Source organism: Sphingomonas psychrotolerans, assembly GCF_002796605.1.
Taxonomy (GTDB): Bacteria; Pseudomonadota; Alphaproteobacteria; order Sphingomonadales; family Sphingomonadaceae; genus Sphingomonas; species Sphingomonas psychrotolerans.
Genome location: NZ_CP024923.1, coordinates 2,006,285 through 2,029,069 on the forward strand (window position 1 = coordinate 2,006,285; position 22,785 = coordinate 2,029,069).

Annotated in this window: 13 protein-coding genes; 5 read left to right on the plus strand and 8 right to left on the minus strand. The window is 66.8% G+C overall.

Features of this window, described 5'->3' with window-relative positions; translation table 11 throughout:
* Positions 1 to 116: 116 nt before the first annotated feature.
* Positions 117 to 716 carry an alpha-ketoglutarate-dependent dioxygenase AlkB gene (locus CVN68_RS09175; protein ID WP_233503655.1) on the plus strand — a complete coding sequence of 200 codons (600 nt, stop codon included), beginning with the start codon at positions 117 to 119 and terminating at the stop codon, positions 714 to 716.
* Here the strand turns inward: CVN68_RS09175 and CVN68_RS09180 are convergent.
* From CVN68_RS09180 to CVN68_RS09205, 6 genes are all read right to left on the minus strand, one after another.
* Complete coding sequence (locus CVN68_RS09180; RefSeq protein ID WP_158298804.1) at positions 700 to 1,935, minus strand: MFS transporter; 1,236 nt, start codon at positions 1,933 to 1,935, stop codon at positions 700 to 702. The genes CVN68_RS09175 and CVN68_RS09180 overlap by 17 nt on opposite strands.
* A 10-nt stretch (positions 1,936 to 1,945) precedes the next feature.
* On the minus strand, positions 1,946 to 2,995 hold the full coding sequence (locus tag CVN68_RS09185) for a LacI family DNA-binding transcriptional regulator (RefSeq protein ID WP_100281933.1): 1,050 nt from the start codon (positions 2,993 to 2,995) through the stop codon (positions 1,946 to 1,948).
* The gene (locus CVN68_RS09190) at positions 2,995 to 4,515 is read right to left on the minus strand and encodes a tryptophan halogenase family protein (protein WP_100281934.1); all 1,521 of its coding nucleotides are present in this window, start codon (positions 4,513 to 4,515) and stop codon (positions 2,995 to 2,997) included. Before CVN68_RS09190 ends, CVN68_RS09185 begins: the two co-directional genes overlap by 1 nt.
* Positions 4,512 to 6,092: a tryptophan halogenase family protein gene (locus CVN68_RS09195; protein WP_199560244.1), complete on the minus strand. Its 1,581-nt coding sequence runs from the start codon at positions 6,090 to 6,092 to the stop codon at positions 4,512 to 4,514. Before CVN68_RS09195 ends, CVN68_RS09190 begins: the two co-directional genes overlap by 4 nt.
* Before the next feature lie 67 nt (positions 6,093 to 6,159).
* Positions 6,160 to 9,252, minus strand: coding sequence for a TonB-dependent receptor (locus CVN68_RS09200; protein WP_233503656.1), 3,093 nt, complete (start codon positions 9,250 to 9,252; stop codon positions 6,160 to 6,162).
* 102 nt (positions 9,253 to 9,354) lie between these two features.
* Positions 9,355 to 11,613: a beta-glucosidase gene (locus CVN68_RS09205; RefSeq protein WP_100281937.1), complete on the minus strand. Its 2,259-nt coding sequence runs from the start codon at positions 11,611 to 11,613 to the stop codon at positions 9,355 to 9,357.
* A 333-nt stretch (positions 11,614 to 11,946) separates the two neighbouring features.
* Between CVN68_RS09205 and CVN68_RS09210 the strand changes: the two genes are divergently transcribed.
* Complete coding sequence (locus tag CVN68_RS09210) at positions 11,947 to 14,862, plus strand: PAS domain-containing protein (RefSeq protein WP_158298805.1); 2,916 nt, start codon at positions 11,947 to 11,949, stop codon at positions 14,860 to 14,862.
* A gap of 26 nt (positions 14,863 to 14,888) precedes the next feature.
* Here CVN68_RS09210 and CVN68_RS09215 read toward each other — a convergent pair whose 3' ends face one another.
* Entirely contained in the window at positions 14,889 to 16,274 is a 1,386-nt protein-coding gene (locus tag CVN68_RS09215; RefSeq protein ID WP_100281939.1) for an RNB domain-containing ribonuclease, read from the minus strand.
* Between the two features lie 138 nt (positions 16,275 to 16,412).
* On the opposite strand from CVN68_RS09215, the gene CVN68_RS09220 reads away from it, so the two are divergent.
* Positions 16,413 to 17,744: an MFS transporter gene (locus CVN68_RS09220; protein WP_100281940.1), complete on the plus strand. Its 1,332-nt coding sequence runs from the start codon at positions 16,413 to 16,415 to the stop codon at positions 17,742 to 17,744.
* Between the two features lie 35 nt (positions 17,745 to 17,779).
* On the opposite strand, the gene CVN68_RS09225 is transcribed toward CVN68_RS09220, so the two are convergent.
* The gene (locus tag CVN68_RS09225) at positions 17,780 to 20,068 is read right to left on the minus strand and encodes a glycoside hydrolase family 3 N-terminal domain-containing protein (RefSeq protein WP_100281941.1); all 2,289 of its coding nucleotides are present in this window, start codon (positions 20,066 to 20,068) and stop codon (positions 17,780 to 17,782) included.
* A gap of 155 nt (positions 20,069 to 20,223) precedes the next feature.
* On the opposite strand from CVN68_RS09225, the gene CVN68_RS09230 reads away from it, so the two are divergent.
* Complete coding sequence (locus tag CVN68_RS09230) at positions 20,224 to 21,237, plus strand: LacI family DNA-binding transcriptional regulator (protein ID WP_100281942.1); 1,014 nt, start codon at positions 20,224 to 20,226, stop codon at positions 21,235 to 21,237.
* 102 nt (positions 21,238 to 21,339) lie between these two features.
* Positions 21,340 to 22,782, plus strand: coding sequence for a glucoamylase family protein (locus CVN68_RS09235; protein WP_100281943.1), 1,443 nt, complete (start codon positions 21,340 to 21,342; stop codon positions 22,780 to 22,782).
* Positions 22,783 to 22,785 lie beyond the last annotated feature (3 nt).

Genomic DNA, 22,785 nt, shown 5'->3' on the forward strand with positions numbered 1-22,785 from the left:
GAATCCGAACGGATTTTAATAAGAAATCGTCGTTGCAGAAAATGCAACCATGGTGCCGCGGGGGTTGGAAAGCGAGACGCAGACCCCAAATCCCATGGCCCATTGCGAGACCATTGGTGCAGATCCCGCTCTCCTCTCCCGACCTGTTCGGCGCTCCCGGCCTCTCCGGGCTGGCCACTTCAGAAGCATTCGTCGCGCCTGACGAGGAAGGCCGGCTGATCGCTGCGATCGACGGGGTCAAGCTCCGTCCGTTCCGGTTCCAGGGATGGCTCGGCAAGCGGCTGACCACCAGCTTCGGCTGGCGCTACGACTTCGACGATGCCAGCTTCACCCAGGGCACCCCGCTCCCCGATTGGCTACTCCCGCTTCGCGATCAGGCTGCGGCGTTTGCCGGGCTCGCACCCGCCGAGTTCGAACATGCCCTGCTGATCCGCTACGATCCCGGCGCCGGGATCGGCTGGCACAAGGATCGCCCGGTGTTCGAGCACGTGATCGGCATTTCGCTCGGCAATTCCGCGACGATGCGCTTCCGCAAGCGCCGGCCCGGCGGGTTCGATCGCTTCGCCGCGCCGATGGCGCCGCGCTCGATCTACCACCTCTCCGGCGAGGCGCGACACTTATGGGAGCACAGCATCGCGCCGATGGACGTGCCGCGCTGGTCGATCACCTTCCGCAGCCTCTCGGACAAGGGACGCGCGATCAGTTCTGCGTCCTGATCGTCATCGCCGCGGCGCCGCCGGCGAGCACCCCGAGCGCGAGCACCAGCAGCCACGGGGCATAGCCGGCTTTGTCCGGGCTCAATGCCAGCGCCAGCAATGGCGCGACCATCGCCGGCAGGGTGTTGGTGAGGTTGAGGATCCCGAGATCGCGTCCGCGATGCCTTGGCGAGGGCAATAGCTGCATCGCCAGCGCCGATTGCAGCGCGAGGAACACCGACATGCCCGAGATCGCCGCACCGAAGCCAAGCGTCGCCACTGCCCAATTGGGCGCCGCCGCCATGATCGCGAGCCCGGCGGCCATCACCAGCGCGGCCACGGCAAGGAACGGCTTGCGCCGCATCATCAGGTCCGAGAGCCGCCCCGCCGCGATGGTCAGCACCAGGGCGACGATCGTCACTCCGGCGAAGATCGCCGCGACGCCTTCGCTCGCTGCCTCGGCATGATGCTTGTCCGGGATCTTCTGGCCCAGCACCGCGAGGAAGTAGAACAGCCCATAGGTCGACAGCCCGTTGCCGGCGATCTGGACCAGCACCCGCGCGACCCAGATCCGCGCGAAATCGGCGCGGCGGCGGATGCGGAGCGCCGGCGGCGGCTCGGGAAGCGAGTCGCGCCGCTCGCGCAGGAACAGCAAAAGCGGCAAAACGAGGAGGACGATGACCGCGCACATCAGCGCATAGCGCATCCCCTGCGTTCCCAGCGCCTGAAGCGTCACGCCGACTGCGATCAGCGAGGAAAAGGGATGCGCCGCGCCCATCAGTCCGGCGACCAGCCCCTTTTGGGCGTCGGGAACCTCGTCGGCCATGATCGCCCCCACCGGCGCGAACATCATGTTGATCGCGATTTGCAGCAGGCCGACCGCGGCGAGCATCTGGATCGCGTCGCTGCTCCAGTGGAACAGCGCATAAGCGAGGATCAGCAGCACGAGCCCGGCGAGGATCCAGGGTCGCCTTGTGCCGCGGTTGCGCAAGGTGCGGTCGCTGAGCGCGCCGAAGACCAGATTGGCGACGCTCGCCACGCCCGCGCCGCCCAAAGCCGCCGCGCTCAGCAGCGCGATACGGTGTTCCGGGTCGGCGACCGCAGTCACCTTTAGCGGGAGCAGGACGGACACGAAGGGAATGAAGCTGACGAACAGCCCGGCATAAGCGAGCGCATAGACGACAATGAAGCCGCGGCTGGAGAACGTGGATGCCCTGTCAGTGTCAACTTCGGCGTTCACATGTTCCCCGTTATCGCGGTGGCGCAGTAGAGTCGCGGACAATGAATTCGAACGGCAAAAGATGCCTGCTATTCCCCTCGAGAGCCTTCGCCTTGGCCTCGATCAGCAGCTCCGCGGCCCTGGCGGTCATCGCAGCGATCGGCTGGCGGATGGCGGTGAGCGAAGGGACGCTCATCCGCACCGTCGGGGTGTCGTCGAAGCTGACGATCGAGAGATCGCCCGGGACCGACAGGCCCAGCGGCGCGGCGGCGTGCAGGCATCCCAGCGCCATTTCATCGCTGCTCGCCAGCACCGCGGTGGGCGGCTTGTCGAGCCTTGCCAGCGCCGCCATCGCCCGCGTCCCCGCCTCATAGGTGAAGTCGCCGGGCTGGAGATATTCGGGGCGAACCGCGAGCCCCCTGCTCTCGATCGCACCGCGAAAGCCGCGCAACCGATCGCCGCTGATCGCATATTCGGGATGCCCTTCGACATAGGCGATACGCGTATGCCCTTGGTCCAGAAGGTATTTCGTCGCCGCTCGTGCCGCCGCTTCGTCATCCATATAGACCGCGAAGCCCTCCCCCTCGCGGCGCGAGCCTAGCCGGGCGAAGATCAATCCGTTGCGATGGAGGAGCTGGGTGATCCGCTCGTCATCGCTGTGCGGCGGCGTCAGGATCACGCCGTCGGGATGGAGCGCCGAGAGAGCCGCCTGGACTTGCACCTCGAGCGCGTCCGAGTGCGAGTCGACCAGTTCGAACAGCATGCGATAGCCATGCTCGGCGCATTTGAGCATGCCGCCATACAGCATCTGATCGACCCAGTCGTTGCCGCGCCGCGACTCCCAGCCATCGAGCGTCGGGCGGCGATCGTTGAACGCGAGGATGAGGTAAGAGCGCGATCCGCCCAGCCGCCGCGCGGCCAGGCTGGGGACGTAGCCGAGCTTGTTGACGGCGTTCATCACGCGCTCGCGCATCGCCAGCGTGACGTTGGGGCCGTCGTTGATCACGCGAGACACAGTCTGGAAGGATACCCCCGCCTCAGCCGCAACGTCCTTGATGGTGATCGCGCGCTTCTTGTGCATCAGCGGAGATCTACAGCCTCGGCGCGGCAATGCGCATCGATGAACTCCTGGTGCGTCGGCAAGGTGCCTGCCACCTGCGCGAGCTGCGCGCGGACCTGGCTCATGCCTTCGAACAGCCACCCCTCCTCGATGCGATCGACCAACGGGTGATAGCTCGCCGGGTGGATGCCCATGCCCTCGAGCACCGAATGCCAGCTGACCGCGCGGAACAGCTCGTCATGCCCCTCGCGCAGCACGCCGTTGACGCGGAACAGTTCGATCCGCTCACGCAGGCTGTCGGGCAGTTCCATGTCATGGCACTTGCGCCAGAACGGCGTGTCGTTGCGCTGCGTGGCGCAGTAATGGAGGACGATGAAGTCGCGGATCTCGGTGTAATCGGCGGTCATGCGGCGATTATACTCACCGGCGAGGCGGGGATCGCAATTACGGTCGGGCAAATAGCGGAAGAAGAAGTCCATGCCGCGATAGACGAGATGAATCGCAGTGGATTCGAGCGGCTCGATGAAGCCCGAAGCGAGCCCGAGCGACAGCACGTTCCTGTGCCAGATCTTGTCGCGGACGCCGGTCTTGAACGGCACCACCATCGGCCCGGCGACGACCTCGCCCTCGACCTGATCGAGCAGGATCCGGGTGGCCTCGTCGTCGGACAGGAATTCGCTGCAGAAGACATGGCCGTTGCCGGTGCGGTGCTGGAGCGGAATGCGCCAGCGCCAGCCATAGTCCTGCGCCTGGGCCAATGTGTAGGGGCGCGGCGGGCCGACATTCCGGGTCTGCGCGGCGATGGCGCGATCGCAGAACAGCCATTGCGACCAGTCCTCATAGCCGACCCCGAGCGTCTTCTCGATCAGCAGGGCGCGGAAGCCCGAGCAATCGATGAAGAAGTCGGCCGTCACTTCGCGGCCGTCCTTGAGCACGAGCGTGTCGACGAAGCCGCGATCGTCGAGGCGGACGTCGGCGACCATGCCCTCGGTGCGCGTCACGCCGCGCTCCTCGGCATGCGCGCGAAGGAACTGAGCGACGCGTTTGGCATCGACATGGAGCGCATAGGCCGCGCCGCCGATCGGCGTCTTCTGGGCCTTGAAAGGCAGCATGAAGCGGCCGTTGCGGGCCATCGCCGCGGCGGGGGCGAAGTCCATCAGTTCGAACGGTTGACCGGCCTGGCGCGCCTTGAGCCAGCATTGATAGAATTCGCTGAGCTCAACCGGCTGGCCGATCGATCCGAAGGGGTGGAAATAGCTCTCGCCCTTACGGCGCCAGTCTTCGAACTCGATGCCGAGCTTGAAGCTCGCCTGGGTCGCGCGGACGAATTCCTGCTCGTTGATTTCGAGCCTGGCGATCAGCTCCATGAAGGGCGGGATGGTCGATTCGCCGACGCCGATCGTGCCGATATCGTCGCTTTCGACCAGTTCGATCTCGAACAATTTTCCCTTGAAATGATGGGCCATCAGCGCGGCCGCGATCCAGCCGGCGGTGCCGCCACCGACGATGCAGACCTTACGGAGCGCGTCGGACGCCCTCATGCTGCCCGCCCCTTCGCCGCGGCGCCGTCCATGATCTCGAGAAACTCCTGATGCGTGGGGGTATCGGCAAGCGTCTCGCGGACCGAGCGGCGCATCGCCTCCAGCGAGCGGCGAAGCTGATCGGTGTCGAGGCCGGCGATCGCGGGGTCGATGCGAGCGGGAATATTCTCGAAGCCCGCATAAATCGCCAGCCAACTCGCTGGCGAGAACATTTCCCAGCGATAGCGGATGAACGCGCCGCGGGCCCGCCACAGCGCGCGCTTGGCGTTCAGACTGTCGGGCAGCTCCATGTCCCGGCACGTCTGCCAGAACGCGCCGGGCCGCCCGTTGAGCTTGTAGTGCAAGATCAGGAAGTCGCGGACACGCTCGATTTCCTCGGCCGATTGCTCGTTATACTCCGCGATCACCGCGGGATCGAAATCCTTGTCCGGGAACAGCTGTTTGAGCCGCTCGATGCCGGTCTCGATCAACGCGATGCTGGTCGATTCGAGCGGTTCGAGGAAGCCCGAGGCCAAGCCGAGCCCTACGCAATTCTTCGTCCAGGCGACCTTGCGGCGGCCGGGCGTGAAGCGCAGACGGCGCGGTTCCATCACCGGCTTGCCCGGCACCTGCGCGAGCAGTTCGTCGCGCGCATCGTCGTCGCTCTGGAAGCGGCTCGAAAAGACGAGACCATTGCCCTCGCGCGTGCGCAGCGGGATCCGCCACTGCCAGCCGGCGCGGCGCGCAGTGACGATGGTGCACGAAGGCGGCGGCCCTGCCCGCTCGCTCTGCACTGCGAAGGCACCGTCGCAGAGCAGCCAGTGCGACCAATCCTCGTACCCGACGCCCAGCGCCTCGCCGAGCAACAGCGAGCGGAAGCCCGAGCAATCGACGAACAGATCGCCTCCGATCCGGGCGCCGTTGTCGAGCGTCAGACCTTCGATGAAGCCGTCTTCGCCCCACAGCGACACATGGGCGATCCGCGCATCGACCCGCGCCACGCCCATGCGCTCGGCAAAGCGGCGCATATGCTGCGCGAACAAGGCCGCGTCGAAGTGCAGCGCCCAATCGAAGATGCCGAGTTGCGAGCCCGGATCCGGCGCCGGCAAGGTGGCGTGCCCCTCGCCTGCGAGCAGGCTCCCGAGCGAGTAATCGCCGAGCGGCGCGCGATCTCCGGCGGCCCGCGCCCTGAGCCAATAATGGTGGAAATCGACTCCCTTCAGATCTTGGCCGAAGCGGCCGAAAGGATGGACGAAATCGTGCCCGTCGCGCAGCCAGTCGACAAAGCGGATGCCGAACTTGGCGGTCGCCTGGCAAGCCTGCATCACTTCGGCGTCGGACATGCCGAGCTGACCGTAGAAACGGCGGATGGTGGGAATCGTCGCCTCGCCGACGCCGACCGTGCCGATGTCCGAGCTCTCGACCAATGTAATCGAGACGCCGCTTCCGGCGAGATGGGCAGACAAAGCCGCGGCCGCCATCCAGCCGGCGGTACCGCCGCCGACAATGACGACACGCTCAATCGCGTTGGCTGCGCTTCCCCCGGTGACCATCTCGGTATCTGATCTTCTTGATTGCGGCACCGCAAGCGAAACCATGCGGTCTACGACTACGTCAAAAAATGAGCCGACGGCCCAAGGCCGCCGGCTCAGGAGGGTTGGCTCGTTAGAAGCGGGCGCGCACGCCCACCGAATAGCGCGGCTCGAACTCGTTCTGCGAGTGGAACTGCTTCGAGTCCTTGTCGAACTGGAAATAATATCGTTCAATCTCACCGAACAAATTCGAAGCGTTGCCGTAGATCGCGATGTTATCGTTGACGTTGAACGTCACGTTCGCGTCGACATATTGCGCCGTATCCTGGAAGATCGGAATGGACCCGAAATTCCCCTGCAGTCGCGGCGTGCGGTAATTGTACGCAACCCGGACCTGCAGCGCGTCATCCTGATACCAGCCGACTAAATTCACCTGATGCTTTGAGTTATCCTGGAACGGCAGTCGGTCGCCGTCCAGGCCGATGCCATTCTGCTTGCTGTCCGAGAAGGTGTAGTTCGCGTCCAGACCGAAGTTGCCGAGGAGGCCGCCGCGGACGAAATCGCTGAACGAAATCTTCGCGCCAAGCTCGATTCCCTGCAGCGAACCGCCTTCTTTCTGCGCCGGTTGCGTTACCGGCACGGTACGGCGGATTACGCCGTCCTGATCCGGGAAGCGGCCCGTCAACGTGGTGTCGGTGCCGACGAAACTGACGATGTCGAGCTTGAACAGCCCCAGGTTGAACAGCGTGCCGCGGCCGAGATAATATTCGAGCGCGACATCGAAGTTATGCGAACGCCAAGGGTTGAGATACGGGTTGCCGCTCGAGTTGGCTCCGGTCACCTGGCGAACGCCGAGCGGCGCTGCATTCGGATCGGCGGCGCTGGGCCCCTGCGAGTCGGCAGTCGAGATGGTGAGCCCGCCGCCATAATTGGCGAGATCGAGCGGGATCATCGTCTTGCTGTACGAGCCGCGCAGGCGAAGGTTCGGCGTGAAGTTGAACGCCAGGTTCACCGCCGGCAGCACGTCGATATAATCGCGCCTGCTGACCGTGTCACCTTCGTCGGTATTGGTATCGCCATAGCTGCGGGTCGGCCCGGTGATGTTCTGCTTTACCGTGAGCTTGGTATTGATGATCTTCGCACCGATCGCCGCGGTGAAGATGCCGGCCTCGAAAGCGGTATTGATGTATGCGCTCTCCTCGACGAGATCGACGTCGTAGGTGCGGCCCGGAATGATGACTTCGTCGGCACCGCCGAACACGCGCTCGTGGAACGCCTTAGCGTCATCGAAATCACGCGGATCGGCAACCCAGAAGCCCGGAATTCCCGAGCTCACCCCGCCCAGATCGGTGAGGAAATAAACGTTGTTATACTCGTTGAGTTTGGTCGGCTTGTTGACCGTATAGCCCTGGAACACCGTCGTCGGGTTGGTCGCGCTGACCGGCAGCCCAGGGTTGAAGGCGGGGTTCGGCACTTGCTCGCCCGCCTGGCACCCGGCCTGGTTCATCACGACGTCGATCGCCTTCCACTGCGCGGAGCAACCTTCGGACGATGTCGCGCCGTTGCCGCCGTAGAAGTTGGAGAACAAATGGAAGGCCCGGATCTGAACGCTGCGATCGCTGCGACGGACCCCGACATCGACGCGCTTGAGGACGCCGAACAGGCCGTTGTCGTCAAAGTCGTAGCTGCCGTCGAGGCGGAAGACGCCAAGATCGGAGTTATTCTCCTGATTGCCTTCGGACGAGAAGGCACCGACGGCGTAGCTGTCGAGATTTGCCATATAATCCTTGAGCGGGCGGGTGCCGAGGCCGCCGCTGATCGGATTGTCGAAGCCGCTGAACACCGGATGGTCGCCGCTGATGTCCATGTGAATCTGCGGGTTCTGCCCATAACCCAGGGGGTTCGGATCGATGTAGCGCCCACCGTTCGCGCCCACCACGGCGTTGGTGTAGCGCGACGCCGGGAACTGCGACGCGATGTTGGCGGGGAAAAACGGTCCGCGCGTGGGATCGGCGGCGTCGCGGAACAACGTGAAGGTGTTGGTCTGGCGCCAGTTGCTCATGTCGCCCTGCACCTGACCATTGACGCTGCGGAAATTGGCATCCGCCCGCAAGGCCCGCGCAGTGAACTTGAAGTTGCTCCCGGTATCGTAGTCGAGCTGCAGATTGTAGTTGGTCGCCCTGGACTTGGCGGTCCGGTTCACCGAGAAGCTGTTGAGCCACCACACGTCGAGATCATATTCGTCGACGTCGAGCCACGGCTTGCCGTTGGGGCCGCCGACCTGGCCCGAATCCGATGACACGGTAGGGTTGGTCCAGCCGAGGCCGCTCCAGCGGTTCGAGATGTTGATGCCGGCGGCGCGGTTATGCTCGGTGAACTCGGTATGGAACGCTTCGCCGGTGAGCGTGAATCCCTCGCCGAACTTGAGCTGCACGGCGCCGCTGATGCCGAGGCGATCGCGCTCGACGACGCGGTTGAAGAACTCGTAGCCGTGCGGCGCAATCCAGTTCGGGTCCGTAGCGCCGGGTCCGCTCCAGTCGTTGTTGCCGAAGACGCTGCCGGCGATACCCGCATAGTTGTTGCCGAGGTTCGAATTGCTCTTCACCGCGGACAGCAGCACGCCGACATTGTCGCTGCGCCAGCTGACCAGCCCGCTGACCAGATAGTCGTTCTTCTTGGTATAATCGCCGCGCGAATATTCGGCCTGGCCGGAGACGGTGAGACCCTTGGCGAGATCGAACGGGCGGCGGGTGCGCAGGTCGATCGTGCCCGAGATGCCCGAAAGGGCGTTGCGGGTGTCGGTCGACTTGAACACGACGACCTGGTTCATCAGCTGGGCGGGAACGTCGTTCAGGTTCGGGCGCGCCTCGCCGAGATTGCCCGGGCTGAGATACTGCTCGCCGTTGAACAAGGTGACGACCTGCGGCAGTCCGCGGATGTTGACGTTGGTGCCTTCGCCCGCATTGCGCTGGATCTGGATGCCCGGAATCCGCTGGAGCGCGTCGACGATGGTGACGTCGGGCAGCTTGCCGATATCCTCGGCCGAGATCGCATCGACGATCGCGGTCTCGTTGCGCTTGATGTCGACCGCGGCTTCCTGCGACGCGCGGATGCCGGTGACGACGATTTCCTCGCCCTCGGCCGCGACCTGATCGTCCTGCGCGGCGGGCGCGGGCGTGGCCGCATCCTGCGCCCATGCCGGCGCCACCATTGCGGTGCTAGCCAACAGGCCGACGATTACCCCTGATAACCCCTTGTTCATTCCGTCTTCCTCCCAAAATTGCCTGGCGGGTGTTCTGCTGCGTCCCGCTTCCAGGGTTGCTTGTCGTCAGGGCGCCAGCCGGCGCTCCCGCAATTCCACCGTTCCCGTGAGCACTGGCTGGCTGGCGTCCCGCGAGATCGAGACACGGTAATTTCCGGGCGCGACCCGATAGCCGGGGTTCGCGACGTCATAGTCGGCGATCACCCGGGGCTCGGCGGTGAGCGTGATGCGGCGCGTTTCGCCAGGCGCGAGCGTTACCCGCTCGAAACCGGCAAGGCGCAGCGGCCGGCTGCCGTCCCGCGGCGCGACATAGAGCTGGGGCACGTCGACCCCTGCCCGCTTGCCGCGATTGGTGATTTCGAAGCCGACCTTGAGGCCGTCGCCCCCTTCCACGCGCAGCTTCGCATAATCGAAGCGGGTGTAGGAAAGCCCGTGGCCGAAGGCGAAGAGCGGCTTGTGCCGCTGGCGCGCATACCAGCGATAGCCGACGTCGGAGCCTTCGCGATACTGGACCTCGAACGGCCGGATCGCCCGCGCGTCCTCGCCGCGCTTCGGATCGGCGAGCACCTGCTCCATTCCGGGCACTTGCGGGCGCGGCGCCTGCGACGAGGCGGCAGGAAAAGTGATCGGCAACCGGCCCGAGGGATTGACCTCGCCGAACAGTACCCGCGCTATCGCCTCGCCGCCGCGCTGGCCGGGATACCAGGCGGCGAGCACCGCTGGCACCCGATCGATCCACGGCATCAGCACCGGGCCGGCGGTGGTGAGCACCACGGCCGTCTTCGGATTGGCAGCGGCGACCGCGGCGATCAGCGCATCCTGATTGCCGTCGAGCGCGATGCCCTGCGGGTCCTCGGCCTCGGTGGTCCACTGGGTCGCGACGACGATTGCGACGTCAGAACCGCGGGCCGCGGCGGAAGCGGCGGCGGGATTGCTGCCATCGACGAACTGCACCTGCGCACGCGGCGCAAGCGCGCGGATCGCGGCGAGCGGCGATGAGGCGTGCCAGGTACGGCGTACGAACGAGGCGGCGGCGCCGCCGGTGAGCGGGATCTCGATCGGCGCACCGCCGACCGAGCGGACCTGCGACGAGCCGCCGCCTGAAAGCACGCCGACATCGGCATGGCCGCCGATCAGCACGATGCGCTTCGCCGTCTTCGCCAGCGGCAAGAGGCCACGATCGTTCTTGAGCAGCACGATGCCCGCCTCGGCGGCGCGCTGGGCCACCTCGGCGTTTTTCGCATAGTCGATCGGCTGAGGCGCCTCGACCACCGGGGCGTCCATCACCCCGGTAGAGAAACTGCCGAACAGGATGCGGCGGACCATGTCGTCCAGCCGCGCGGCGGGAAGTTCCCCGCTCTCGACAGCCTTGCGGAGGTCGGCGCGGAAGAAGGGATGCGTGTCCAGCTCGCCGCCCGATTGCTGATCGAGCCCGGTGCGCGCCGCCTTTACAGTCGAGTGGACCGCGCCCCAATCGGACATCACCCAGCCGCGATAGCCCCAATCGCCCTTGAGCACCCGGTTGAGCAGCCAGTCATTCTCGCAGGCATAGTCGCCGTTGACCTGATTGTAGGCGCACATCACCGCGCCCGGCCGGCCGCGTTCGATCGCGATGCGGAAGGCGAGCAGATCGCTCTCGCGAAACGCCGCTTCGTCGATGCGGGCGTCCATGACGAAGCGGCCGGTCTCCTGCGCGTTGAGCGCGAAATGCTTGATCGTCGAGACGATGCGGTTCGACTGGATGCCGCGGATCGATTCGCCCGCGATCGTGCCGGCGAGCAACGGATCCTCGCCGAGATATTCGAAATTGCGCCCACCCCACGGATCGCGGGTCAAATTGACGCCGCCGGCGAGCATGACGTTGAAGCGCTTGGCGCGCGCCTCGCTGCCGATCATCGCGCCGCTGTCATAAGCGAGCTGCGGGTCGAAGCTGGCGGCGAGCGCGAGCCCCGAGGGGAGTGCGGTGGCGACGTCGCCTTTGCGCTGCTCGACCTGGTTGGCGACGCCGAGGCTGGCATCGGTTTCGCGGAGCGCCGGGATGCCGAGCCGCGGGATCGCGGGCTGGTGGCCGGCCGAGGGAATCAAATCCTTCGGCACGGCCGGGTCCTTCGCCATCGGCGGAAACCACGTATAGACGAGCGCGAGCTTCTCCTCGAGCGTCATCGCCGCGAGCAGCATCTCGGCGCGGGCCGCAGGCGGGAGCGTCGCGTCGGTCCAGGGGCGCGTGGCCGGCGGTGCAGGGGAATCCTGCGCGTGCACCGGCGCGGTCGCGAACAAGGCGATCATCGCCCACAGCCGCCCCGTGCTCGCCAACCTCGATTGCATCCTGCCCCTCGCTCCCTGCGCCGCACCTTTCGGGACGGCGAACATCTTTATGCAGGGGGCGGCTCCTAGGCTGACAACGCTGTCTAAACCTTGGCCGAAGCGAAACGCGGAGCGCCCTTTGCGACGCTTGCGATCACCTTCCAACACCCCTCTTCCGAAGTCTTGCGCCTCGGATGACGCGTTTAGAGCATAAATTGAGAGCGTTCTCAAGAACGTTCTCATATGGCTATTTGGATCGCCGCGCCAAATCGCTGGCTTTACCTCCGCCCGGCTGTATTCTCGGCCGGGCGGGGCTGCTCAGACGGATTTGTCGAGTGAATGAGGGGGCTTGCGGTGAACGAAGCCGGTAACGGGAGTCTGCGGTACGAGGCACTCGCCGAGCTTGCCGACCGCATTCGCGACCTTGAGGACCCCGATGCGATCGCTTATGCCGCAGCGGCGATGCTCGGGCAGCGGCTGGGAGTGAGCCGCGCCGGCTATGGCACGATCGACAAGCAGGCCGAGACGGTCCGGATCGAGCGCGACTGGAACGCGCCGGGCGTCCAGAGCCTCGCCGGGCTGCTCCATTTCCGCGATTATGGCACCTATATCGACGATCTGAAAGCGGGGCGCACGGTCGTCGTCGCCAATGCCGAGCGCGACCCGCGCACCGCCGCCACCGCGGCGAGCCTCGCCGCGATCAGCGCGCGATCGTTCGTCAACATGCCGGTGACCGAGCAAGGCGGGTTCGTCGCCTTGCTGTTCCTCAACCACGCGGACCCGCGCGACTGGAGCGAGGACGAACTCGCCTTGATCCGCGACGTCGCCGAGCGGACCCGCGATGCCGTGGCGCGGCGCGAGGCCGAGCAGGCGCTCCGCAAGAACGAGGGGCGGCTGCGCTTCCTCGATACACTAGGGGTGGCGACGGCGCGGGCGACGGATGCCGACGCAGTGATGGCGGTGACCACGCGGATGCTGGGCGAGCATCTCCGCGGCTCGGACTGCGCCTATGCCGACATGGAAGCTGACGAGGATATGTTCAACATCCGCGGCGACTGGCACGCCGCGCACGTGCCGAGCATCGTCGGGCGCTACAGCCTCGCCAGCTTCGGTAGTCTCGCGGTGGCCAGCCTGAAGGCGGGGCACCCGCTGGTGATCGACGATGCCAACCAGCTGGGAGCGGACGGCGCCAGGGCATTCCTCGACATCGGCATCCAGGCGACGATCTGCATGCCATTCCTCAAGGAGGGCCGGCTCACCGCTTTGATGGCGATCCACGATTCCACGCCGCGGCGCTGGACCGCCGACGAACTGGGATTGGTGCGCGAAGTTACCGAACGCAGCTGGGCGCATGTCGAGCGGGTGCGCGCGGAGGCGGCATTGCGCGAGAGCGAGAGCCGACTGCGGCTCGCGGTGGAAGGCGCGCGGATCGGCACATGGGATTGGGACCTCAAGACGATGCGGGGCAGCTGGTCGGCGCGGACCTGCGAAATCCTCGGCGTCGCAAGCGGCGAGGAAGTGACGGTCGATGACCGCGCCCGCACCATCCATCCCGACGACCGCGAACGCGTGCTCGCCGAAGTGCGGCGCGCGGTCCTTTCGGGCGAGGAATTCTCGACCGAATACCGGATCGTCCGCCCCGACGGGGAGGTCCGCTGGATCGCCTCGCGCGGGGTGGTACAGCGCGACGCGCGCGGCAAGGCCATCCGCACCACCGGCATCGTCCGGGACGTGACCAAGCGGCGCGAGGCGCAGGAGGCACTGAGCGCACTCAACGAGACGCTCGAGCATCAGGTCGCCCGGCGCACTGCCGAGCGCGACCGCATGTGGCGACTGAGCGGCGACCTCATGCTGGTGGTCGGGCGCCGCCGGGAAATCCGCGCGGTCAATCCGGCGCTGGGCGCACTGCTCGATTATGCGCCCGAGGACGTGCTCGGCCAGCGCCTCGACCGCTTCCTGCATCCCGACGAGTCGCAGGCGATGACCGACGCGGTTCGCGCCGCGGCAACCGGGCCGCTGCGCGACTTCGTCGCCCGGCTGCGCGCGAAGGATGGATCATGGCGGCGTTTCGCGTGGACCGCGGCGCCCGGCGACGGCGAAGCCTATGTCATCGGCCGCGACGTGACCGGGGAAGTGGAGCGCCGCGAGGAACTCGAGCGCGCGCAGGAGGCGTTGCGCCAGTCGCAGAAGATGGAATCGCTCGGGCAGCTGACCGGCGGAGTCGCGCATGATTTCAACAATCTGCTCACGCCGATCATCGGCAGCCTCGACTTGCTCTGCCGCAGCCAGAATGCCAGCGACCGCGAGCGCCGGCTGATCGGCGCCGCGCTCGAATCCGCCGAGCGCGCTCGCACCCTGGTCCAGCGGCTGCTCGCCTTCGCACGACGCCAGCCGCTCCAGCCCGGCCCGGTCGACCTCGCCGCACTGGTGCACGGCATGTCCGATCTGATCGCGAGTACCTCGGGTCCGCAGATCAAGGTCAGCGTCGACATCGCCGACGACCTGCCGCCGGCATTGGCCGACGCCAACCAGCTCGAACTGGCGATTCTCAACCTCAGCGTGAACGCCCGCGACGCGATGCCCGAGGGTGGGCGGCTGACGCTCGCCGCATCTCCGGTGGTGCTGGAGGCAGGGCATCGCTCCGATCTGTCTCCGGGCTGCTATGTGCGGCTCACGGTCGCCGACAGCGGCGAGGGCATGAGCGAGGAGACGATGGCGCGTGCCGTCGAGCCCTTTTTTTCGACCAAGGGCGTCGGCAAGGGCACCGGCCTGGGGCTGTCGATGGTCCATGGGCTGATCTCGCAGCTCGGCGGCGCGATGCTGCTGTCGAGCAAGCCCGGGCTCGGTACCCTCGTCGAATTGTTCCTCCCCGTGGCGGGCGGCCCCGTCGCGGCGCGAGACGTTGGCACGTCCTGCGGGCCGGGCGTCGCGGCAGGCACGGTGCTGCTGGTCGACGACGAAGCATCGGTGCGCGCGGCGACCGGCGAATTGCTGCGCGATCTCGGCTATCGGGTGGTCGAGGCGGAAAGCGGGCGTGCGGCACTCGACCATCTGGCCGCTAACCAAGTCGACTTCCTGGTGACCGATCATCTGATGCCGGGCATGCGCGGCACCGACCTGGTGCGCGCGGTGCGCGAGCGCTATCCGCAAGTGAAGGCGCTGATCGTCTCGGGCTATGCCGATCTCGAGAGCATCTCGCCCGACCTGCCGCGGCTTGCCAAACCGTTTCGGCAGGACGAGCTGGCGGCGAGTTTGGCGGGGCTGGGGTGACGAAAAAGGGAGCGTGAGTCAGCGACTCACACCACTGGCTCGAATGTGATCCGCTGGCGATCCGGATCGGCCGAAACGAGCCGCACGCGCACTGCATCGCCCGGTTCTGCCCCGCGCAGCGCAAGGCGGGTGACGATCGGCAGATCGCACAGCTGGATGCGTGCGCCGCGATCGTCGGCGTCGGTGACGATCGCGGCAAATACCTCGCCTTCCCTGCCCTGCAGCATCACTGCCTCGGCGAGGTCGATCACCGCGCGATCGATCTGGCCGCCGATCGCATCGGCGCGCGCCATTACCACCGGAAGCTTGTCGAACGCCGCGGTCACTATTTCGGGAACCGGCTGGCCGTTGGCCACCGCCAGCGTCGCGCGGATCACATAGCGATCGGCGAGGCGGCGGAGCGGCGCGGTGGCATGGGCGTAGCTCGCCGCAACTGCCGCGTGCCACGGGACGATGCCGGGCTGAAAGGGCTGGTACGACGCGCCCTGCCCCGCGCGGCGGATCGCCAGCATGAAGGCCGCCTGCTTCGGATCGCCGGGATCGAGCGTCGCCTCGAATTGCGCGAGCGTCGCCACGGGCAGCCAATCGAGGCCGAAGGCGACGGCGGTCTGGCGCAGGCGCGCGACGGCACGGTCGTCGGGCTCGGCCATCACCCGGAACAGCCCGGTCTGGTGCGCCCGCAGCACATCGGCGATCGCCATGTTGGCAGCGAGCGAGAGCGCGGCGTTACGCTCCTCCGAGGCGAGGCGCGGACGGAAGACCAATGCGAAGCTGCCGTCGTCGCGCAGGGCGACTTCCTGTTCCGGCGGATCGACGCGGGCAGCGCCGCGACGGCTCTCGGCGTGCTGGAGGCGGGCAGTAAGGTCGGCAAAGCCCGGCGGCAGATCCGTATCGCGGACGCTGTCATAGGCGAGCTTGGCCGCGCTGCGGATCACCGCGCGTTCGGCACCGTCGAGATGCACCGCCCCATCCGGCGTGACGCGCACGGTGAAGATCACTGCCGGCCGCGGGCCGGTGGGGAGCAGGCTCGCGGCGCCTTCGCTGAGCACCGGCGGATAAAGCCCGGCCTTGCCGTCCGGGAGATAGAAAGTCGTGCCGCGGCGCCATGCCTCGAGGTCGATCGGGTCGCCGTCGTCGACGAACCACGCGACATCGGCGATCGCATAATGAAGCAGCATGTCAGGCCCGGCCGCTTCGACCGCGAAGGCCTGGTCGAGATCGGTCGCGCTGGCAGGGTCTAGCGTGACGAAATGCCGGTCGGTCCGGTCGATGTGTCCGGTCGGGGCGCGGGCTGCCGCAGCTTCGGCGGCCGCGAGCACCGCGCGGGAGAAGCCCTCTGGCACCTGGAAGCGCGTGCGGATCGCGGCGAGGCCGTGCGACAGGCGGTTGGCGGGGTCGGCGAGAGTTTTCATGTGCGTCGGGGTACACGTCCCAGGCGTTTTGAGGAATGTGGCCCGCACCCTTCCCTCTCCCGTCGGGAGAGGAAGGAGGCGCGAAGCGCCAGAAGGGGTGCAGGTGACTTGACGCCGCGCCTCTCCTACTCCGGTTCGATGACGCTCCCGCCCCTCCCGATGAAGGCCCGGCTGATCCTGTTCGCCTTCGGGGATTTTGCGTTCAATCTCTACTGGCAGAGCATCATGCTCTTCCTGCTGTTTTACTACACCGACGCGCTGGGGCTGCCGATGGCGACCGCGGCGACGATCTACACCGCTGCGTCGATCTGGGACGGTATCGCCAATTTCGTCGCGGGGGCAGCGACCGACCGGCGCCGGCCGAAGCACGGCTATGGGCGGGTGCTGATCCTGGGGAGCGTACCGCTGGGGCTGGCGTGCGTCCTGACCTATGCGCCGCTCGGCACCGGGGCGGCGGGGCTTGCCCTGGTGGTGATCGGGCATCTGCTGTTCCGCACCGCTTATGCGGCATTGAACGTGCCCTATCTGGCGATGGGCGCGCGGATCAGCGTCGACAGCCGCGATCGGGCGTTCGTCGCGGGCGCGCGGATGCTGTTCGGGACGCTGGCCTGGGTGGTCGTGGCCCGCGGGACCGTGCCGATCGGCATGTGGATCGGTGGCGGCGCAGCGGCGGCGCAGGGCTATTTGTGGGCGGCGGTGCTGTTCGCGGTGCTGGGCACTGCGATTCTGATGCTGGTCGGCGCGACCTATCGCGAAGACGCCGTACCAATCGCTCCTGCCCCGCCCTCGGTGCGTGCCAGCGTAGCCAGCCTGATCGCCAACCGGGCATTCGTGACGCTCAACCTCGCGATGATGGCGATGATCGTCGCGGTGACCGTGCTCAACAAATCGGTACTCTATTATTTCAAATACTTCCTCGGCAGCGACGACGCCGGGCAGAGCGCATTGGCGTGGATGGGTGTGGTGAGCGCAGTGGCGGTGCCGGCGTGGATGCTGCTCCAGCGGGTATTGGGAACGCGGGCGCTGTGGTTCGTCGCGGCGTCGCTATGCATCGCGGGGCTGGCCCTGTTCGCGGCGGTGCATATCGATCGGCCGGTGGCGATGCAGCTGTTCCTCGTGGGCATGCAGGCGGCGATCGTCGGGCTGCACTTCGCCTTCTGGGCGATGCTGCCCAACACGATCGAATATGGCGAGCAGACTACCGGGCTGCGGGTGGAGGGCGCGGTGTTCGGCGCGGCGGCGCTGCTCCAGCGGGTGGCGATCGGGCTGGCGACGGCGATCCTCGGGCTCGGGTTCGACAGCGCCGGTTATGTCGCGAACGTCCCGCAGAGCGAGGCGACGCTGGCGGCGATGCGCGGGACGATCGCTTTGGTGCCGCTGACGGCACTGGCGGTTTCGTGCGCGCTGATGCTGCTCAACCCGCTGGGAAAGGGCGCCCATGCGCGGATCGTGAAGGGGCTGGAGCGGTAACTGAAATCCTCCCCCGCTTCGCGAGGGAGGATTTTTCAGGCGATCAGCTCGAACTGCGCATGCACGCCTTCCGCCTCGGCGGACGGGGCGATCCAGACGTCGAAGGTGCCGGGCTCGACTATCGGCTTGTTGTCGCGCCCGATGAACATCAGCAGCGAGCGGGTGAGCTTGAAGGTCACCGTTTCAGACGCCCCGGGCGCCAGCTTCACTTTGCGGAATGCCTTCAGCTCGCGGACCGGGCGCGTGATGCTCGCGGTGCGATCGCGGATGTAAAGCTGGACGACTTCCTCGGCGGCGCGGGTGCCGCGATTGGTGACCGTCGCAGTGACGGCGAGGTCGCCGTCCCACGCGAGGGTGGGTGCCGCCTTGAGGTTCGCATAGTCGATCTTGCCGTAGGTGAGGCCGTGGCCGAACGGATAGAGCGCCTTGTTCGGGATACCGCGATAATGCGCCTTATAGGGCTCGAGCTTGTCATCGGACGGGTTGGGACGGCCGGTGGGCTTGTGCGCATAATAATAAGGCTGCTGGCCGGGCGAGCGCGGGAAGCTGCACGGCAGGCGGGCCGAGGGGCTGTAATCGCCGAACAGCACGTCGGCGGTGGCGTTGCCGCTCTCGGTGCCGAGGAACCAGGTGACGAGGATCGCGGGCGCGCTGGCCACTGCCCCCTGCAGCGCGAGCGCGCGGCCGTTCTTGAGCACCACCACCACCGGCTTGCCGACCGCGGCGACGGCCTCGGCGAGCGCCTGCTGGGCTGCGGGGACGACGATTTCGGCGCGCGATTGCGCCTCGCCCGACATGCCTTCGCTCTCGCCGATCGCGAGCAGGACCACGTCCGCGGCGCGCGCGGCGGCAACGGCGGCGTCGATCCCGCCGGGAATGGCTTCCTCGACACCCGAGCCGGCTACCACCGTGACGCTGTTCTTGTCGGCCACCGCGGCGCGCACGCCCTCGGCGAGGTCGACGGCATAGTCGTTGGCGCCATAGACGACCCATGGGCCGTTGAGGTCGTGCTTGCCCGAGGCAAAGGGACCGACGATCGCGATCCGTTTGCCCGATTTGGGCAAGGGCAGCAGATCGCCATCGTTCTTGAGCAGCACGATCGACTTGCGCCCCGCCTCGCGCGACAAGGCCAGCGCCGGCTTGCTCCGCGAACGCGCCTTTTCGCGCTTGACGTCGATTCGGCGGAAGGGATCGTCGAACAGCCCGAGCGCGGCCTTGATCGCGAGGACTTTCCGCACCGATTCGTCGACGCGGGCGACCGGCACTTCGCCGGCCTCGACCAGCTCGGGGAGGTGCTTGCGATAGAAGCCGCTGGTCATGCTCATGTCGACTCCGGCGAGGAAGGCGAGCTTCGCCGCCTCGCGCGAATCCTTGGCGAAGCCGTGGTCGATCATCTCCATGTCGCCGGTGTAATCGGAGACGACGAAGCCCTCGAAGCCCCATTCGCCGCGCAGCAGCTCGCGCATCAACCATTCGTTACCGGTGGCGGGCACGCCCGAAAGCTCGTTGAACGAGGCCATGAACGACATCACCCCGGCATCCACTGCCGATTTGAACGGGGGCAGATAGACTTCGCGCAGCGTGCGCTCCGAAATGTCGACGGTGTTGTAGTCGAGCCCGGCCTCGGCCGCGCCATATGCCGCGAAATGCTTGGCGCAGGCCATCATTGCGTCGATCGCCTGCAGGTCCTTGCCCTGGAAGCCGCGGACGCGCGCCGCCGCCATCAGATTGCCGAGATGGACGTCCTCGCCGGCGCCCTCCATCGTGCGGCCCCAGCGCTGGTCGCGGGCGATGTCGACCATCGGCGCGAAGGTCCAGTCGATCCCCGATGCTGCGCCTTCATACGAGGCCATCCGTGCGGTGCGTTCGGCAAGATCGGGCTCGAAGCTCGCCGCCTCGCCTACCGGGACCGGGAAGATCGTGCGGTGGCCGTGGATCACGTCGGCGGCGAACAGCAACGGGATCTTGAGCCGCGATTCCTTCATCGCGACATTCTGCATCCGGCGCGCCATCTCGGCGCCGTTGCCGTTGAACACGCCGGCGAGCTGCATCTGGCGCACTTCCTCGAGCTGCTGCTCGAAGCCGGGGCCGTTGGCGGAGGGATTGAGCTGGGCCGCGACGCCGCCGCTCCACGCGGCTGGCATGATCGTGAGCTGGCCGGCCTTTTCGGCGAGCGTCATCTTCGCGATCAGCCCGTCGATAAATGCCGGCACCGGCAGCTGCGCCGCAGCCTGGAACAATGCACGCGCCGGGCCGGAGACCCAGGCCGCAACAGCACCTGCTCCGAGCAAAGCCGCACGTCGCGAAATCCTGGTGTCGAGCATCTGGGTCCTCTCCTGAAGCGCACATGCGCACCAAACTTTATGTGCTTGTCGCAAGCGTCCGTAACCGGTTACATAACCTTTGCGGGACAAGGATTGCAATCGCCCTTGCGGTCTGAAACGAAGGAAACATGCGCGGGACCGGGAGCAGGAGAAAAATGGGCGAGGCCACCATCCGCGATGTCGCACGCCGCGCCGAGGTTTCGGTGGCGTCGGTGTCGCGCGCGCTGAACGGCCTCAACAACGTCCGCGGCGAGACGCGCGAGCGGATCATGGCCGCCGCCAAGGAGCTGGGCTACGTCCCCCATGCCGGCGCGCGCAGTCTTAGCCTCGCGCGGGCCCACGCGATCGGCGTGGTACTGCCCGACCTGCATGGCGAATTCTTCTCCGAATGCGTACGCGGCATGGACCGCGAGGCGAGCCGGCGCGGCTATCTGCTGCTGCTCTCCAACATGCACGACGACAGCGAGCAGGCCGCGGTGGCACTGCGGGCCATGCGCGGGCGCGTCGACGGCCTGCTGGTGATGGCGCCGCACATCCCGCTCGAAGCGCTCGAACGCGCCCTGCCCGCGACGCTGCCCGCGGTGCTGATCAACGCGCCCGGCGAAATCGCCTCACGACCGGCGCTGCGGCTCGACAACCGCGCCGGCGCCCGGGCGATGGTTGAGCACCTTCTGGGCGGTGGCCATCGCCACATCGTCCACATCGCGGGTCCCGAAGGCAATGTCGACGCGCAGGAACGTGCCCAGGGCTTCCGTGACGCTTTGGCCGAACTGGCACCGGACATGCCGGTTCGGATCATCTCCGGCGACTTCAACGAGGAGGCCGGCGAAGCGGCTGCACGCGAGATTGTCGCGAGCAGCGCGCCCTGCGATGCGGTGTTCGCGGCCAACGACATGATGGCGATCGGCTGCCTCCACACGCTGCGCCAGGCGGGCAAGCGCGTGCCCGAGGACATCGCGGTGGCGGGCTTCGACGACGTGCCGCTGGCGCGGTACCTGGCGCTCACCACGATCGAGGTGCGCATCGCCGAGATCGGCGCGCGGGCAGTTTCGCGGCTGATCGACATGCTCGAAGGCAAAGGCGCCGACACGCGCACCGAGCTGCACGAGCCACAATTGATCGCGCGCGCCACCACTGCCGCGCGAGTGAACGGCGCCGCGCATGGCTGAGCGGCTTTTGCACATCGTCACTGTAACCGGTTTCAGGACATCCCTCCTGGGAGGCGGCGTCTCCCGCGCCGCCTCCCTCCTTTTTGGGGTATGAGAACGAACATGATCGAACGCCGCGCACTGCTCTCCCACGCCTCGCTGCTCGCTGCGACGGCCGCCCTTCCCGCTTGCGCGCCGGTGGCCCGGCCTGGCCCAGGTGCTCCCGCGGGCAATCGACTTCCGGCCTTTTACGAGGATATCGAGGAGCGCACCTTCCGCTGGTTCTGGGACACCGTTAACCGCAAGAACGGACTGGTCCCCGATCGTTGGCCGACGCCGAGCTTCTGCTCGATCGCGGCGGTGGGGTTCGGGCTGACCGCGTATCCGATCGGCGTCGAGCGCGGCTGGTGTACCCGGGCCGAGGCGCGCGACCTGACGCTGACCACGCTACGCTTCTTCTGGAACGCACCGCAGGGACCCGAGCCGGGCGGCAAGACCGGGCACAAGGGCTTCTTCTATCATTTCATCGACATGGAGACGGGCGCGCGCTTCCGCGATGTCGAGCTCTCCAGCGTTGACTCCGCGCTGCTGCTGATGGGGGTACTGTTCGCCGGACGTTATTATGACGCTGACCATCCGGCGGAGATCGAGATCCGCAGGCTCGCCCAGGCGATTTACGCGCGCGCCGACTGGAGCTTCTTTTGCGCGGACGGGCGCAAGGCGGTGTCGATGGGCTGGCACCCCGGGCGCGGACTGATTCCGGCCAGCTGGACCGGCTTCAACGAGGGGATGCTCATCTATGTGCTCGGCCTCGGCGCGCCAGAGCATCCGCTGCCCGCCGACAGCTGGGAAGCGTGGACCGCCACCTATCCCAGATCGTGGCGCGGCGAAGGCGCGACTCGCCACCTCGCCTTCGCGCCCCTGTTCGGACACCAATACAGCCATGTCTGGATCGACTTCCGCGGCATCCAGGATCGCGTGACGCGCGAGGCGGGGTTCGACTATTTCGAGAACAGCCGCCGCGCGACCTTCGCCAATCGCGCCTATTGCATTGCCAATCCGCTGAAATGGGACGGCTGGTCGAAGGATATATGGGGCCTCACCGCCTGCGACGGACCAGCCGGCTATCGGGGACCGTTCGAGGGCGGGATGCGGGAGTTCTTCGCTTATGCCGCACGGGGCCCGCTGGGCCAGCCCGACGAGCGCGACGACGGCACCCTGGCGCCGACCGCCGCGCTCGGCTCGCTTCCCTTTGCGCCAGAGATCGTCATTCCCTGCGCCGAGGCGCTGCGCCGCGAACATGGCGACCGGCTCTATGGCAAATATGGCTTCCGCGATTCATTCAATCCGAGCTTTCGATACACCGATGTGCGGCTCGATACCGGGACAGTCGATCCGGTGCATGGCTGGTATGCCAGGGACCATCTTGGCATCGATCAGGGACCGATCCTGGTTCAAGCCGCCAATTACCGGAACGACTTCGTCTGGAGCCGGATGCGCGAGGAGCCGGCGATCCGCCGCGGGCTGACGCTGGCGGGGTTCACCGGCGGGTGGCTGAGCGGCTGAGCC